The organism is Celeribacter neptunius (assembly GCF_900113955.1).
Lineage (GTDB): Bacteria > Pseudomonadota > Alphaproteobacteria > Rhodobacterales > Rhodobacteraceae > Celeribacter > Celeribacter neptunius.
In genome coordinates this window covers 391,131-406,799 of sequence record NZ_FORH01000001.1, presented here as the reverse complement: position 1 = coordinate 406,799, position 15,669 = coordinate 391,131, and the positions used below count along the sequence as shown (strand labels likewise).

Genomic DNA, 15,669 nt, shown 5'->3' with positions numbered 1-15,669 from the left:
AACGGAGCGGACATTGGCGATTTGCCGGACGTGAGGGCGTGCGCCTGACCGCCGGGACGGGTCATGCCGGAGGCATGCTTTCAGCATGACCGCACGCCCGGGCAACTGCGTTGCTATTCCGGGCGGTCACACGAAGTCCCCAATATCCCCTTTGGCCTCACACCCGGCTTGCGCGATCCGCTCTTGCCGAAGCCCCTGCTCTCCGCCATGGTCACGGCTCAATCCGCCCGGAGGCCCCATGACATCTTCCCCAGATCTCGCCACGCTGCGCGCGGGCAACCTCAAGGGCGCGCTCCTGATGGTGCTCGCCATGGGGTGTTTCGCGCTCGAGGACATGGCGATCAAACGCGCCACGGCGCATCTGCCGGTGGGCGAGGTTCTGGTGCTGTTCGGACTCGGCGGCATGGCGGTCTTTTCGATCCTGACGCTGCGCCGACGGGAACGGATCATCCATCCGGTGATGGCCGAAAAGGTAATGATCCTGCGCGCCGGATTCGAGATCATGGGCCGGGTGTTCTTCACCCTGTCGCTCGCACTCACCGCGCTTTCCACCACCTCGGCGATTCTGCAGGCGACGCCGCTGATGGTGGCCGCCGCCGGTGTGGTGTTTTTCCATGAACGTGTCACCCTGACCCGCTGGGCATTGATCGCGCTTGGCTTTCTCGGCGTCTTGCTGGTCATCCGTCCCGGGCTCGACGGGTTCACCCCGCTGTCGATCCTCGCCGTCCTGGGCATGATCGGCTTTGCCGGGCGCGATCTCACCACCCGTGCCGCGCCGACCGTGCTGTCCTACGCCCAGCTTGGCGTGACCGGTTTTGCCGCGCTGGTCGCCTCTGGCCTGCTGCTCACGCTGTTGTACGGCGGTTGGATCTGGCCCTCCGCGCCCGATCTCGGGTTCGTCGCTCTGGCGGTCATCGTCGGTGTCAGCGCCTATACCGCGCTGACCATGGCGATGCGCATGGGCGAGCTCTCCGTGGTCACACCGTTTCGCTATATCCGGTTGCTGTTTGCCATGGCGCTCGGGGCGCTGGTCTTTGGCGAACGCCCGGATGCGCTGGAACTCGCGGGCGGCGCGGTGATCGTCGGAGCCGGCGTGCTGCTGATGCTCACCGCGCGGCGGCGCTAAGCCTCAGTGCAGCGCCCGGCGGTCTGAGATGCTCTGAAGCGGCCCGAGGCGGCGCTCAATGAAGCGCCCGCCGGTACAGATGCCAGGTCGCATGGCCCAGAACCGGCAGGGCGATGAACAGCCCGAGAAACAGAGGAACCATGGCAATCAGCGACAGCCCGGCAATCAGCCCGGCCCAGACCAGCATGACCAACAGGTTCTGCCGCACCACCTGGGTCGAGAGCAGCATGGCGGTGACGAAATCCACCTCCTTGTCCAAAAGATGCGGCAGCGCCGTCACCGTCAGTGAGAACAGGATGAAGGCCAGGATGCCACCGACGCAGAGCTCGACCGCAATCATCGACAGCCCGTTGGTGGTCAGGAAGACGTCATAGGACGAGCTGACATTGGTCATCACCGAGAGCCCCATGAACAGCGCGAAGATCATATGCGCCAGGAACGACCAGAACAGCACGTAGATCACGATGATCGCCCCCATCCAAGGGATCTGCCGGTCCTTTTCGGCCATGACCACGCCGAGCACCTTGTACCAGTCCATCGCGCCGCCGCGATCCAGACGCCGCGACACCTCGTAGAGACCGACGGCGGCGAAGGGCGCGAACAGCGGGAAGGCCAGAGAGAAGGCAAAGGTCCACATCACCGTGCCGGCATGGAAGATCAGAAAGCCGAAGCCGATCAGCACATAGACCGCTGAAAAGAAGATCCCAAAGCTTGGCGCCTTGCGAAAATCGCGCCATCCGAGCGCCAATGCGTCCTTGAGATCCGAAAGCGTCAGCCGTGCCACATCGGGCAACGGCGCCGCCGCAGCCGCCGTTATTTCCGTCATCCATATCCTCCCTGCCGGTCTTCTGCCGGTCCGTGAAGAGAATTGGATGACAAAATGTCGCACCCTGTCAAGCTTGGCGCGCAGGCAAAACATGCCGCAGCGCAGCGTCGAACGCCCTTATTTCATGGGCTTTCGCGCATCTCGACGCCGTTGGAGCGGACGATTAGAGCTGCGAACGGCTCAGCAGATAGGACAGCGGCACCATGGTGACCGTGGCCGCGCGATTTCCCAGGGACCATTCGGCAAGGGCCTGAATCGTATCGGGTTTCGACCGTCCAAGAAGAACCACGGTCTTGCCCGTGCCGGCCTGGAACGCGGCCTGATCGAGGAAGCGCTTCATCGCAGAGACATCCTGATCACGGCCATCGAAATCCCGAAACACCAGCGCCGCCGGCGCCTTGGCCCGCTGCGCTTCCTGTTCCATCGCGTTGAGCCCGCGCGGGAAGGAGACCAGTCCGCGACCGCTTTCCTGCGCCGTGGCCACGACCTGGGCCGCCACCTGGCGCGAGACCTGGAAGGAGCCCGAGGGCACATCGAGAAACCCGATCGAGACCGGCACCAGCGTCTCAGCTTGCTCAAGCGTGACGGCGGCATCCTGCGGCGTTGCGCCTTCGGGCAGGGAAATCATCGACAGGACTTCGAGCCCCTTGTCGCGATAGGCCATGGCGCGCTCCCCCGCTTTCGTGGCCAGCGCATCGACGGCGAAGGTCACCGGGAAGGGCAGATTGGCAAGCGCGGCATCCTCGGGGGAAAGCCGGGCGATATCGACGAGGATCACGCTCATCACCGGTCCGGCGGGCGTCCTGTCGAAATCGGCGGAATAGGCCAGGAGCGCCGGCAGATCATCGGCCGCGACCATCGGCGCCGCCGCATCCCCCGCCAGATCCGAGCCCGACCCGGCGGTGGGCAGGCGCGAGGACAGGCGCGCGTCGGCGCGATCGGTGAAAGAGCCGACTTTCTGGCCCGGCATGGTCTCCGCCACGGGGCCCTCTTCGAGGGTCTCGCCGGGTGCGGCGTCCATCTCGGCACTGCCGGGCTGCGGGTCTTCCGACGCTCTGGGCAGACCCTTGGTCACTTTCGGCAAGGCTGGGGCCTCCGGCGCCAGATCCGCCCCCTCGGGCAGCGGTGCCGGGACCGGCAGGCTCTGTTCCGCCTCGGGCATCTCGTCCGACGCTCCGGCTTCCGGCGCCATCGCCAGCGGCGGGGTCAGGACCGGGCTGGTCTCCGGCGTATTCAGCTCGCCCATCGGCGCCTCGGGTGCCGGGGCCGCAGGCGCCAGGGGAAGCTCGATCTGCGGCGCGGTGGCGGCGGCCATATCGGTCTCAGGCATGGTTTCCGTCTCGGCCTCGGGGGCGGCGACCTCTTCCATCGCCCCGGCGCGGTCGGGCTCTGCCGCCGGCGTCTCGGCCGTCACACCCGCGGTCGGGGCCTCCGCCTCCGGGATCGCCGGAGCTTGCGGCGCCCCCGGCACTTCGGGAGCGGCCTCGGCCATCTCCGCGTCAGGTGCCTCGGCGCCCGTGGTTCCGGCGTCTGGCGCCGTGAGTTCGGGGGCCGTCGGTTCGGGGGCGGTTGCGGCACTCTCGGCTTCGGGCATCACCGTCTCAGGCGCAAGCCCCGACGAGACCTTCACCGGCGCGACAATTTCATTGGCCACGGTCAAGATGCCAAAGCCGACGATCGTACCCCAGATCAACCCTGTGAGAATTCCGCGCCCCATTCGGTGCTCCTTTGCCCTTACCTGTCACCAGGCTGCCTTGCTCTTGCCAGGATCGCCGGTTCCGAGCCTGTGCATCTGTCGTCAGCCCCGTCTGCCGCAGGGCATTTTCCTATGGCGGGGCGTCAACGCGCCCCTTGACCCCTAAGGGCCCTTGTGAACATGTATAACCCGGCTTCAAGGCGGGATCATCCCCCTTTGAAGACTTTGCTGCCCGACCGGTGAAATCTGCCGGTGGCAGCGGAAATTTCCAGCGCAGACCTGCGTGCAAGAGGACCAAACAATGCTGCTCCTGATCGATAATTACGACAGTTTCACCTATAATCTCGTCCATTATATCGGCGAACTGGGGTGGCAAGCCGAGGTCGTGCGCAATGATGCGCTGAACGTGCAGGAAGCCATGGCGCTCAAACCCTCGGGCATCGTGCTCTCGCCCGGGCCCTGTACCCCGTCCGAGGCCGGCATCTGTGTGCCGCTGGTGCATGCCGCCGCCGATGCGGGCATCCCGCTCTTTGGTGTCTGTCTCGGTCATCAGTCGATCGGCGAGGCCTTTGGCGGCGATGTGGTGCGCTGCCACGAGATCGTCCATGGCAAGATGGGCGAGATTTTCCATCACGGCAAAGGCGTGTTCGAAGGCCTGCCCAGCCCGTTGCAAGGCACGCGGTATCACTCGCTCGTGGTGGATCGCGCCACCCTGCCCGACTGTCTCGAAGTGACGGCCGAGCTCAAAGACGGCACGATCATGGGCATGCGCCACAAGACATTGCCGATCGAAGGCGTGCAATTCCACCCGGAAAGCATCCGTTCGGAACACGGGCACGAGATGCTGCGCAATTTCCTCAAACAACTTCCAGTCGCCGAGACAGAGGAGGCCTGAGCCATGAGTGACGTGCAATTTACCGCGCTGAAGGAATACGTGGGCAAGGCCGCCGACCGGCCGCTCACCCGCGAGGAGGCCGAGGCGGCTTTCGACATCCTGTTCAAGGGCGAAGCGACGCCGGTGCAGATCGCGGGACTTCTGGTGGCCCTGCGCACCCGTGGCGAGACCGTCGATGAAATTGCCGCCGCCGCCGCCTCGATGCGCGCCCATTGCGTGCCGGTAAAGGCCCCCGAAGGCGCCATCGACATCGTCGGCACCGGCGGCACCGGCAAGGCGACGCTGCAAATCTCGACGGCCACCGCCTTTTGCGTCGCGGGCGCCGGCGTGCCGGTCGCCAAACACGGCAACCGCAAGCTCTCGTCCAACTCCGGCGCCGCCGACAGTCTCGGCGTCAACGGCATCAATGTCATGGTTGGCCGCGATGTGGTCGAGGAGGCGCTTTCCGAGATCGGCATCGGCTTCATGATGGCGCCGATGCATCATCCGGCGATGAAACATGTCATGCCGGTCAGGATCGACCTGGGCACCCGCACCGTGTTCAACATCCTCGGACCGCTGACCAACCCGGCCGGCGTCAAACGCCAGCTCACCGGCGCCTTTTCGAACGAACTTCTGATGCCGATGGCCGAGACATTGCAAAAACTGGGCTCTGAACGCGCCTGGCTGGTGCATGGCTCGGACGGCACCGATGAGCTCACCATCACCGGCACCTCGAATGTCGTCGCCCTGCACAACGATCACCTGCATGAAGAGGTTGTGCACCCGGAAGACGCGGGCCTGTCCTGCTACCCTTATGAGGAGATCGAAGGCGGCAGCCCGGAAAGCAACGGCAAACGGCTACGCGCGGTTCTGGCGGGCGAGGAAAAAGGCGCTTACCGCGATGCGGTGCTTTTGAACTCCGCCGCCGCGCTGCTGATCGCGGAGCAGGTCGAGACCTTGAAAGACGGGGTCGCCATGGCCGCCGAGAGCCTCGACAGCGGCGCTGCGTTCAAGAAACTCGTCGCTCTGGCGGAACTCACCTCGCGGCATTGAGGCCACGGCCCTAAAGGCGTGGCTTCCCATCGCGGACGCCACGCGCCGGCCCGGTCCCGGCGCAGGTTCCATTTTTCTTCGCAAAACGGGACAGATTGCCGCGCAAAGGCGACATGTTAAAGGGTTCTTGAGAATATCTGCCTCAGAATTGGGCGGAACATGTTCGAACCGCCCCGAGAAAGCTGCGCCATGCCCCGGTCCTCAGGATCAAAGAGCCGATTTTTTTCCCGCACCTACCTCCCGGTCTGGTTCGCGCTTCTGGGGGTATTGATCGCCCTGTTTTATGCCGACCGGCAACAGGAGGTGATCAACGTCCAGAGCGCGCGCGCTCAGGTGCAAAATGATGCCGGCATCATCCGGGCCCGGCTCGAAGGCGTGATCAACGCCGATATGCAGTTGATCCAGGGTCTGGTGGCTGTGCTGTCCATCAATCCCGACATGACCCAACAGGAATTCAGCGCGGTCGCCGGGCATGTGATCGGCGACAAGACCGAGATCATCAACATCGCCGTCGCTCCCGATCTCGTGGTCGATATGGTACATCCCTATGCGCCCAATGCCGCGGTGATCGGGCTCGATTACAACAGGAACCAGGCCCAGCGTGCCGCTGCCTTGCAGACCCGCGACACTGGTGAGCCGGTGCTGGCGGGACCTGTCGAGCTGATCCAGGGCGGGCGCGGTTTTATCGGCCGCTTTCCGATCTTTGTCGACACAGAGTCTGGCAAACGGTTCTGGGGCATCGTCTCGGCGGTGCTCGACACCGATGAAATCTATGCCGCGACCGGGCTCAACGATCCGGATCTGCCGCTCGACATCGCGCTGATCGGCCATGACGGTCAGGGCCTGCACGGGCCGGCCTTTTTTGGCAATCCGGATGTGGTTGGCCAGGATCCGGTGGAAATGGAAATTGCCTTGCCAGCGGGCCGTTGGCACATGGCGGCGATCCCGCGCGGCGGCTGGCCCAGCGGATCGGATTCGCCCTGGCCGCTCAAGGCGATGCTGCTTGCTGCCGGCGTTCTCATTGTCATTCCGACCTTCGCCACCTGCCATCTCTCCGCCATACGGCGTCAGGTGATCGACAAGCTCGCGCGTCAGGAAAAGAACCTCGCCGCGCATCAGATGGAATTGCAGCGCCTCTCTGCCGTCGCCCAGCACGCGTCCGACAGTATCGTGCTGACCGACAACGAGGCCCGGATCATCTGGGTCAACCATGCGTTCACCAAGATGACCGGGTACACGCTCGAGGAGGCGGTCGGCAAGATCCCCGGGGATTTGCTCAACGGGCCGCAGACCAGCATGGAAACCAATGAAGAGATCAACGCCCATCGCGACAATGGCGCGCCCTACCGGGGCGAGATTTGCAACGTCAACAAGGCGGGTGAGGAAATCTGGGTCGATATCCGGCTGGTTCCGGTGAAAGACGAGAATGGCGCGGTCACCATGACCATCGGCATCGAGCGCGACATCACCGAAAAGAAACAGCATGAGCTGGAACTGGCACGCGCCAAGATCGCTGCCGAAACAGCGGATCGCGCCAAATCCGATTTCCTCGCCAATATGAGTCACGAGATCCGCACCCCGATGAACGGTATCATCGGCATGGCGGATCTTCTGGCCGAGGGCGATCTCGATGACGAAGAGCAGCAATGTGTCGAGACCATTCAATCCTCGTCGAAAGCGCTGTTGAAAATCATCAATGACATTCTCGATCTGTCCCGGCTCGAGGCCGGCAAGCTGACCGTGGAGGATAGCGATTTCAACCTTCGGCATTGTGTCGATGCGGTGCTCAGGGTGTTGCGGCCGGTCGCCATGGAAAAGGCGCTCTCGCTGAAGATCGATTATGCTGCCAATCTGCCGGAGACCGTGCGCGCCGATGACGGGCGGTTGCGCCAGATCCTGTTGAACCTCTTGGGCAATGCGGTGAAATTCACCGAAGAGGGCAAGGTCTCTCTGCGGGTTTGGCATGCCGATGGCGATCCCTATCACCTGTTCTTCGAGGTCACGGATACCGGGATCGGGCTGAACGAGGCCCAGGCCAAGCATATTTTCGACCGGTTCTCACAGGCCGATGCCGCAATCACCCGCTCCTACGGCGGCACCGGGCTTGGCTTGACCATCTCGAGCCTTTTGGCCGAGCAGATGGGCGGCAGCATCTCGCTGGCTTCCGAGCCGGGCAAAGGCAGCCAGTTCACCCTCGACATCCATGTCCGTCCGGCCGAGGCCCGCCCCGCCCCCCAAGGCGACAGCCCGGAGGAGGTCGACACGGCTGCGATCCACGGGATGAGGGTGCTGATCGCCGAGGACAACCGCACCAACCGCCTGCTCATTCGCAAATACCTCTCGGGTCTCTCGGTGGAAATCATCGAGGCGGAAAACGGGCTGCGCGCGGTGGACCTGTTCCGCGAACACCGTCCCGATCTGATCCTGATGGACATGTCGATGCCGGAAATGGACGGGCTGCAGGCCGCCCGGACGATCCGCGCCCTGCCCCGGCCGCAGGTCCCGATCGTGGCGCTCACCGCCAATGCCTATGCCAGCGACCGCGAGGCCTGTCTCGCCGCCGGCATGGATGACTTTCTCGCCAAGCCGGTGAACAAGGAAGCGCTGCTGCGCACGCTCATTGCGGCCCTTCAGAAGGCAGCGGTCACGCGGCGCGCCGGGTAAGCGTGGCGGAGCGGGCCATTTCGAGCCCATGTCGGACGTTCAGAACTTCGTGCACCCGCCCGGAACAGCAACGCAGTTGCCCGGGCGTGCGGTCATGCTGAAAGCATGCCTTCGGCATGACCCGTCCCGGCGGTTAGGCGCATTTGTCATCCCCGCGCAACGGATTGATCTTTATCGGATTTGGCTAACATAAAGCGCGGACCACCGAGAGCAGATGCGCCAGCCCACGGTCCGGCGCACGCCCTCATGCCGGTCAAATCGTCGATGTCCGCTCCGTCCGCAACACCGACACAGCCGACATAAAAAGGGCCCCCGATCGGAGGCCCTTCCCATAACGCTCTGCGACGCGCCTAGTTCGTGATAATCTCCGGCCCCATCAGCGCATTCGGCAGGATCGTCGAAATCGCCGGAATATAGGTGATCAGGATCAGGAAGAGGAACAGGATCGCGAGGAAGGGCAGTGCCGCGCGGACCACGGCCATCATCGGCATGCCCGCCACGCCCGAGGTGACGAAGAGATTCAGCCCGACCGGCGGGGTGATCATCCCAATCTCCATGTTCACCACCATGATGACACCGAGGTGGATCGGATCGACGCCCAGTTCGATGGCAATCGGGAAGACCAGCGGCGCAACGATGACAATGAGCCCCGAGGGTTCCATGAACTGGCCGCCAATGAGCAGGATCAGGTTGACCATGACCAGAAACATCACCTTGCCGAAACCGGCCGACAGCATGGCTTCCGCGATCTGCTGCGGGATCTGCTCGTCGGTCAGCACGTGTTTGAGGATCAACGCATTGGCGATGATGAACATCAGCATGATCGTCAGCTTGCCCGCCTCGAACAGCGTGTGACGGGTGTCGCGGTGAAAGAACGCGGTCACGAGCGCATGGGGTTTCTGCAAGAGCGAGCTCGGCGCCGTGCCATCGGTGGCGGCCAGCGGCCCCATGTCACGATAGATGAAAGACGCCACGAGGAAGGCATAGACCGAGGCCACGGCAGCGGCTTCCGTCGGCGTGAAGATCGCGCCGGTCACCCCCGGAATACCATAGATCCCGACCATGATGATGACGATCAGCATCAGCCCCCAGAAGGCCTCGCGGAAGGACGAGGAAATCTCGCCCCAGCCGGCCCATTCGCCCTTCGGCAGGTTCTTGATCCGGGCGATGACATAGATCGCGATCATCAGCATGGTGCCGGCGAGAATGCCCGGGATCACACCCGCGAGGAACATCCGCCCGACCGAGACATCGACCGTGGAGGCATAGACCACCATCACGATCGAGGGCGGGATGAGAATGCCCAGCGTCCCGGCGTTACAGATCACGCCGGCGGCGAAATCCTTGGTATAGCCCATCTGACGCATCGCCGCGATGACGATGGAACCGATGGCCACCACGGTCGCGGGCGAAGACCCGGACAGCGCCGCGAAGATCATGCAGGCAAAGACGCCTGCGATGGCCAGACCGCCGCGGAAATGCCCGACGCAGGCGATGGAAAACCGCACGATGCGTTTGGCCACGCCACCCGTGGACATGAAGGACGAGGCGAGAATGAAGAACGGGATCGCGAGAAGCGTATAATGACCGGCCATGGCCTGATAGAGCGACTGCGCGATCGATGCCAGCGAGGTGTCCGAGAAGACCAGCAGGAAGATCATCGAGGACAGGCCGAGAGAGACCGCGATCGGCACACCGATCAACAGCAGGCCCACGACCATGGCGAAAAGAAGCACGACATCCATTGAATTTATTCCTCGTATTCGCCGTGCGCCACGCGCTCGACCTCGTCTTCGGCCTCATGCGAGACAATCAAAAGCGCCTGTTTGCCGCGAAGGATGCGGACCAAGGCCTGTGACACCCGCAGGAGCAATAGCGCTGCAGAAAACGGAATGATGGCATAGGGGATCACCCGGGGCAGCTTGTCATAGCTGTCGCCATAGTTGATCGCGTCCTCGAGCCAGCGGAACATGCCCAGCATCGGCACCTGATCGGTGACATAGAAGGCCCGGTCGCGCACGCCCTCGGCAAAGCCCAGAGGGAACCAGCGGCCCTCGGTCGGCTGAAACCCGGCAAAGGGCGCCCAATAGTCCCAGGAGCCTTTCATCAACAGAAACGCATAGAGAAGACAGGCCAGCGCCGAGAGCACCGCCATGATCCGTTGTCCACGCGACGGCAGCACGTTGATCAGCGCATCCACGCCGAGATGCGCGGTCTTCTTGAAGCCGTAGGAAATGCCCAGAAGCACCAGCCAGGCAAACAGGATCAGCGTCACTTCCAATCCCCAGATCAGGGAATGGTTGAACATGTAGCGCATCACCACGTTGACGAAGGTGATCATCGTCATCAGCCCGAGCAGGAGCGCGATCAGATTTTCCTCGAACGCGTCCAGAAACCGCGCGAAGGCCGATTTCGGCAGATTGTCTTGATATTGTGTCATGGTGAGTGACCCCTTTTGCCCCTCTTGCGGTCGTCCCCTCACACGGGGGCCGGACCGAAACACCCTCCGTCCCGGTTCCCCCCGGCGGCGGATGCAGGCGCGGCCCCGCCAGAGATCGGCGGGACCGGCCGGTTTCACCCCTGCAAAGGGGTCAGTGTTTGGCGTTGATTTCCTGTGCCAGAGCGATGTTGTCGGCGCCCACGTCGCCTTCGAACTGCGCCCAGACCGGTTTCATCACATCGACCCAATGGGCACGCTGCTCTGCGGTCAGCTCGCGGATCACGCCGCCGGCATCGAGAACGGCCTGACGGTTCTGTGCGTCGACCTCGGCGATCGCGGCGTTGCGCTCCTTGGTCACCTCATCCATGATCGTGGCGAGTTGGTCGCGGACATCGGCATCGAGCCCTTCCCACCAGTCGACAGAGGTCACGACCATGTAGTCGAGAAGCCCGTGGTTGGTCTCGGTGGTGCCATCCTGCACTTCGAAGAATTTCTTGCCATAGATGTTGGACCAGGTGTTTTCCTGACCATCGACAACGCCGGTCTGCAAGGCGCCGTAGACCTCGGAGAAGGCCATCGGCTGCGGGCTGGCCTTGAGCGCGTTCATCTGGGCGACGAGCACGTCGGAGGGCTGCACGCGGAATTTCAGGCCTGCGGCGTCACCCGGCTCCAGAAGCGGCTTGTTGGCAGAGAATTGCTTGAGCCCGTTGTGCCAGAAGCCCAGCCCCAGAAGACCGCGGCGCACCATGGCCTCTTTCATGTTCTGACCAACTTCGGAGTTCTGGAACTCTTCCACGGCGTCCATGTTCTTGAACATGAAGGGCAGATCGAAGATGCGGTAGATCTTGGTGAAGGTCTCGAACTTGGACAGCGACGGCGCCGCCATCTGCACATCGCCCTGCAGCATGGCCTCCAACACCTGGTCATCGTTGTAGAGCGTCGAGTTCGGATAGACCTCGACACAGGCCTTGCCGTCCATCTCGGCGTTGACGCGCTCCATGAACAGGTTGGCGGCGATGCCCTTCGGATGTTTGTCGGTGTTGGTGACATGGCTGAACTTGATCACCATTTCGCCGTCATCACAGCCCGCCGGATCAGCGAAAGCGCCGGTTGCGGTAAGCGCCAGGGCGGCGGCGGTGGTCGCGAGAAATTTCATGTCTGTCCTCCCATCATGAAATCGAATTGTCCAAGGAGAGGGGGCAAAACGCCGCCCATCTCACTCGAGGGAGAAGAAACAAAAGCCCTCACGCGCCATCAAGGGGAGGTGATGATTTTGTGACAATTTCCGAATTACATTGCGATTTCAGAATGATAAGCCGAACCCCGAACGCATGCCTGCCATGCTGCATTTGCATGGTGTGCGATTTCCCGCACGCAAGAAAATTGCGCCTGTGTGAAAAGTCGCACAGACGCGACTCGCCCGCCTCGTTCTCCCACCCTGTCAGTCGTCACACCATGTCGCGCGCAAACCATTGATCACCTCAACGGGCACGGCATCAGAGCTCAGGTATTCCGACTGGGCGAGCCAGGTTGAGAACCGGGGCGTGTCACAGTCGAGGTTCAGAACCCCATGAAACGCGCCGAGTTTGCCCTGACCTTCGACATAGAGGCGGCGCGGTTGCCCCGCGTAAGTGTCCTGCGCGGTCAGCTCTTGCGCCGTCCAATATTGTTCGTACACACCCTCCATCGGCTGGGTGTATGCAAAGCTCCGCCTCTCTGTCGCTTGCGCTGAAAAAGCTGCGAAACATGTGAGTGCCGCGAGAGTATATGCCTTGAAATTCACCATAATATTGTCCGTTCTCTTTCCCAAACACCGGATCAAACCTTGGACCAGACACGGGCCTCAGGCACGATACAATTCCGCCTTCACCCCGTGCCGTGTCAGCTTGTCGTAAAAGGTCTTGCGCGGCAGCTTCAGCCCCTTCGCCGCCTCGGTGGCATTGCCTCCATGGCGCTGAAGTGCTGCGATGAGGAGCGAGCGTTCGACCTGCGCCAATTGCTCGGCCAGTCCCAGTTCCTCCTGCGCCTCGCCCTCGGTCAGCCCCATGGCAAAGCGCATCGCCGCGTTCATCAGCGAGCGGGCATTGCCCGGCCAGTCCTGTGCCATCAGGCGCGAGATCACATCGGGGGTGATCTCCGGCACCGGCAGGTCCGATTGCTCGCAGGCGATATTGACGTAATGCCGGAACAGCACCGGGATGTCCTCGCGCCGCTCACGCAGGGGCGGAATGCGGATCACCGCCGCCTCGAGCCGGTAAAACAGATCGGGGGAAAACCCGCCCTCCTCGGCTTTTCCGCGCAGATCGGCATAGGTGCCGGCGATGAGCCGGGGCCGGTCATGGGTCTCCAACAGCTCGAGAAGCGCGAATTGCGCCGGGCGCGACAGACCCGCGATCTCGTCGAGAAACACCGAGCCGCCACGCGCCTCCTCAAAGGCCGTGGTCAGCGCCTCCGGGCTCATCGCCGAGGCGGAGAATTTCAGAAACGGCGCCATCGAGCCCGCCGACAGGAGATGCACTACCTCGGCCATTTTCGCGGTGCCCACGCCCGGCTCGCCGGTGACCAGCACATCGGCGGCGGAGCGCGCCAGCGCGCGGGCCTCTTCGCGCATCTTGCGGGACAGATCCGAGCTGCCGCGCAACAGCCGTGCGGCCGCGTCGCCCTGTTGCACCTGACGCTTGAGGCGCCGGTTCTCCACCACTAGGGCGCGGGTTTTCAGTGCCTTTTCCACCACGGCTAGGAACTCCTTGGGCGCACAGGGTTTTTCGAGAAAGTCGAAAGCACCGGCGGAAATTCCCCGCACCGCCATCGGCACATCGCCCTCGCCGGTGAGCAAGATCACCGGCAGCTCGGGATCGACGGAGCGGGCATAGTCCAGAAGCGCGAAGCCATCCTTGCCCGGCATGCGAATGTCCGAGACCACAACGCCTGCAAAATCGCGCGAGATATGATCCTTGGCCTCGATATAACTCGCCGCCAGCGTCGGCGTCAGATCGGCAAGCTCCAAGGTCTGGCCCAGCGCCTCGCGCACCGATGCGTCGTCATCGACCAGCAAAACCCGTTCAATATGTGCCATCTGTCTTCGCCCTCATTGCGCACCACGTTCCGCGCGCTATTCCGCCGCCCTATTCCGCAGCCTGTCCGGGCCGCATCTGTGCCCGTTGCAGCTCGATCGTGAACCGCGCGCCCTGCCCCGGGATATTCTCGCCTCGGATACGCCCGCCGAAACTCTGGATCAAGCCATAGGAAATCGACAGGCCGAGCCCCATGCCCTCGGCGGCACCCTGCGCCTTGGTGGTGTAGAACGGATCAAAGATCTTTTCCGGCTCGGCAATCCCCGGCCCGCTGTCGCTCACCGTGAGCCGCACCGGATCGGCGGGGGTCTCACCGGACAGGATCGCGATCCCGATCCGCTTGTCCCCTTCGCTTTCTTTCATCGCATCGACCGCATTGGACAGGAGATTCATCACCACCTGTTGCAGCCGCACCTCGCCACCGCGCACCCAGATCTCGGCCCCGGGCTTCCACGCCACAGTGACCCCATGGGCGGCGATCTTGCCCTGGGTCATCTCAAGCGCCGCCTCGATCACGCCCGTGAGTTCGACATCGACGATGGTCTCCGGCTCCTGTTTGGCAAAGGCACGCAAGTTCTTGATGATCCGCCCCATGCGCCGCGCCAGCTCGGAAATTCGCCCGAGATTCTCGGCGGCGCGCTCCGGCTTGTCGCGGGAAATGAAGGCCTGGGCATTCTCGGCAAAGGAACGGATCGCCATCAGCGGCTGATTGAGTTCATGGCTGATGCCGGCCGACATTTCGCCCAGCGCCGAAAGCTTGCCGGCCTGCACCAGATCCGCCTGGGCGCGTTTCAGCCGCGCTTCCGCCTCCTGACGCTCATGCACCTCATGTTGCAGCTCACGGTTGGCCGCTTCTAGGGCCTCGGTCCGGGCCGCCACCCGCGCCTCCAGCCGCACGTTCGCCAGCGCCAATGTCCGCCGCCGCTCCATGGCAAAGGCCCAGAAGGCCGCAAACACCAGCGCCAGCGCCGCCGCCATCCCGGCCTGTAGCCCGGCAATCGCAATCACCGGCCTGAGATTCATCAGGAGCTCCGCCTCCAGCCCGATCACCGGCAACGGCTGGGTCAGGTGCAGCGCCGGAGACGGGATGTAAGGCCCGGCATCGGGGCGCCAGATGTCGAGCCCGGAAATTTCGTAGCGTGCCGCCACCGGCATCGGCCCGGCGAGCCCGCCGCGCAGCACCAGTTCGGAGCGGTTGGCAATGAACACCACGCCGTAATCGTCGGTGAAATAGATCGCCGACGCCTCGGTCGGCCAGCCCCATTCCAGCGCCCCGATATCGACGCTGACCAGCACCGCCGCCTGTGGCGCGCCCTGCGGGGCAAAGACCGGTGCGGCAAAGACATAACGTCGCCGGCCATCCTGGTCGACGAAATGGCTCACGCCCAGCGCCCCGTCCATGGCGCGGGCAAACCCGGCCTGCACGCCCTTGGGCAGCCGCTGTTCCGCGGCCGCCGCCAGCACCCGCCCGTCCCGCGCCACCAGCATGACCGAGGAGGCCCCGGTCTTGTCGGCCATGCTTTGCAGCAGATCGGACGCCGCCTCGACCGTCGCCGCATCGGTATCTTGCACCAGCGCCAGTGCCAGCACGGTCGGGTGATCGGAGAGCAGCACCGCCAGCTCGCGGTAGCGTTGCAACCCGGTGGTCAGCCGGTCGGAGGCCAGCGTCAGATCGGAGCGCCCGCGCTCGGACGCCTGATCCAACTCGGCGCGAAAGCTCAGCACAAACACCCCGAGGCCAAAGAGCGCCACGGCCAGAAGCCCGCCCAACAGCCAGATCAGCCGGTGGCGGTCGTGAGGCGCGTCAGCCCCCTTCTCTGTGTCGCTGTGCAAAGTCTCGCTGTGCAATTTCATCGCCCCTCTCTTCGCGTCCCAGCGTAGAAAACCCCGCTTGCAAAGGAAAGCACTTCACG

12 protein-coding genes are annotated in these 15,669 nt (G+C 63.5%); 4 read left to right on the top strand and 8 right to left on the bottom strand.

Annotated features, from left to right (window positions below):
- Positions 1–238 precede the first annotated feature (238 nt).
- Positions 239–1,126, top strand: a complete 888-nt coding sequence (locus BM151_RS02070; RefSeq protein ID WP_090056496.1) for a DMT family transporter — start codon at positions 239–241, stop codon at positions 1,124–1,126.
- 55 nt (positions 1,127–1,181) lie between these two features.
- On the opposite strand, the gene BM151_RS02065 is transcribed toward BM151_RS02070, so the two are convergent.
- Together BM151_RS02065 and BM151_RS02060 are read right to left on the bottom strand one after the other, a co-directional pair.
- Positions 1,182–1,952, bottom strand: coding sequence for a DUF2189 domain-containing protein (locus BM151_RS02065; protein WP_090056492.1), 771 nt, complete (start codon positions 1,950–1,952; stop codon positions 1,182–1,184).
- Positions 1,953–2,115: 163 nt separating this feature from the next.
- The gene (locus tag BM151_RS02060) at positions 2,116–3,669 is read right to left on the bottom strand and encodes a divergent polysaccharide deacetylase family protein (protein ID WP_090056488.1); all 1,554 of its coding nucleotides are present in this window, start codon (positions 3,667–3,669) and stop codon (positions 2,116–2,118) included.
- Between the two features lie 280 nt (positions 3,670–3,949).
- Between BM151_RS02060 and BM151_RS02055 the strand changes: the two genes are divergently transcribed.
- The 3 genes from BM151_RS02055 (at position 3,950) to BM151_RS02045 (ending at position 8,242) form a co-directional block, all read left to right on the top strand.
- Positions 3,950–4,543 carry an anthranilate synthase component II gene (locus tag BM151_RS02055; protein WP_090056484.1) on the top strand — a complete coding sequence of 198 codons (594 nt, stop codon included), beginning with the start codon at positions 3,950–3,952 and terminating at the stop codon, positions 4,541–4,543.
- 3 nt (positions 4,544–4,546) lie between these two features.
- Positions 4,547–5,578: an anthranilate phosphoribosyltransferase gene (trpD, locus tag BM151_RS02050; protein ID WP_090056480.1), complete on the top strand. Its 1,032-nt coding sequence runs from the start codon at positions 4,547–4,549 to the stop codon at positions 5,576–5,578.
- A 189-nt stretch (positions 5,579–5,767) separates the two neighbouring features.
- Positions 5,768–8,242 carry a response regulator gene (locus BM151_RS02045; protein WP_090059108.1) on the top strand — a complete coding sequence of 825 codons (2,475 nt, stop codon included), beginning with the start codon at positions 5,768–5,770 and terminating at the stop codon, positions 8,240–8,242.
- 350 nt (positions 8,243–8,592) lie between these two features.
- On the opposite strand, the gene BM151_RS02040 is transcribed toward BM151_RS02045, so the two are convergent.
- The 6 genes from BM151_RS02040 to BM151_RS02015 all read right to left on the bottom strand — a co-directional run bounded on the left by BM151_RS02040 (position 8,593) and on the right by BM151_RS02015 (position 15,610).
- Positions 8,593–9,987, bottom strand: coding sequence for a TRAP transporter large permease (locus tag BM151_RS02040; protein ID WP_090056476.1), 1,395 nt, complete (start codon positions 9,985–9,987; stop codon positions 8,593–8,595).
- A gap of 5 nt (positions 9,988–9,992) precedes the next feature.
- Positions 9,993–10,682 carry a TRAP transporter small permease gene (locus BM151_RS02035; RefSeq protein WP_090056470.1) on the bottom strand — a complete coding sequence of 230 codons (690 nt, stop codon included), beginning with the start codon at positions 10,680–10,682 and terminating at the stop codon, positions 9,993–9,995.
- Positions 10,683–10,833: 151 nt separating this feature from the next.
- A complete protein-coding gene (locus BM151_RS02030) occupies positions 10,834–11,838 on the bottom strand; it encodes a DctP family TRAP transporter solute-binding subunit (RefSeq protein WP_090056466.1) in 1,005 nt (334 codons plus the stop codon).
- Between the two features lie 285 nt (positions 11,839–12,123).
- Positions 12,124–12,360, bottom strand: a complete 237-nt coding sequence (locus BM151_RS02025; protein WP_143093018.1) for a hypothetical protein — start codon at positions 12,358–12,360, stop codon at positions 12,124–12,126.
- Between the two features lie 165 nt (positions 12,361–12,525).
- On the bottom strand, positions 12,526–13,758 hold the full coding sequence (locus tag BM151_RS02020) for a sigma-54-dependent transcriptional regulator (protein WP_090056458.1): 1,233 nt from the start codon (positions 13,756–13,758) through the stop codon (positions 12,526–12,528).
- 49 nt (positions 13,759–13,807) lie between these two features.
- Entirely contained in the window at positions 13,808–15,610 is a 1,803-nt protein-coding gene (locus tag BM151_RS02015; protein ID WP_090056455.1) for an ATP-binding protein, read from the bottom strand.
- Positions 15,611–15,669 lie beyond the last annotated feature (59 nt).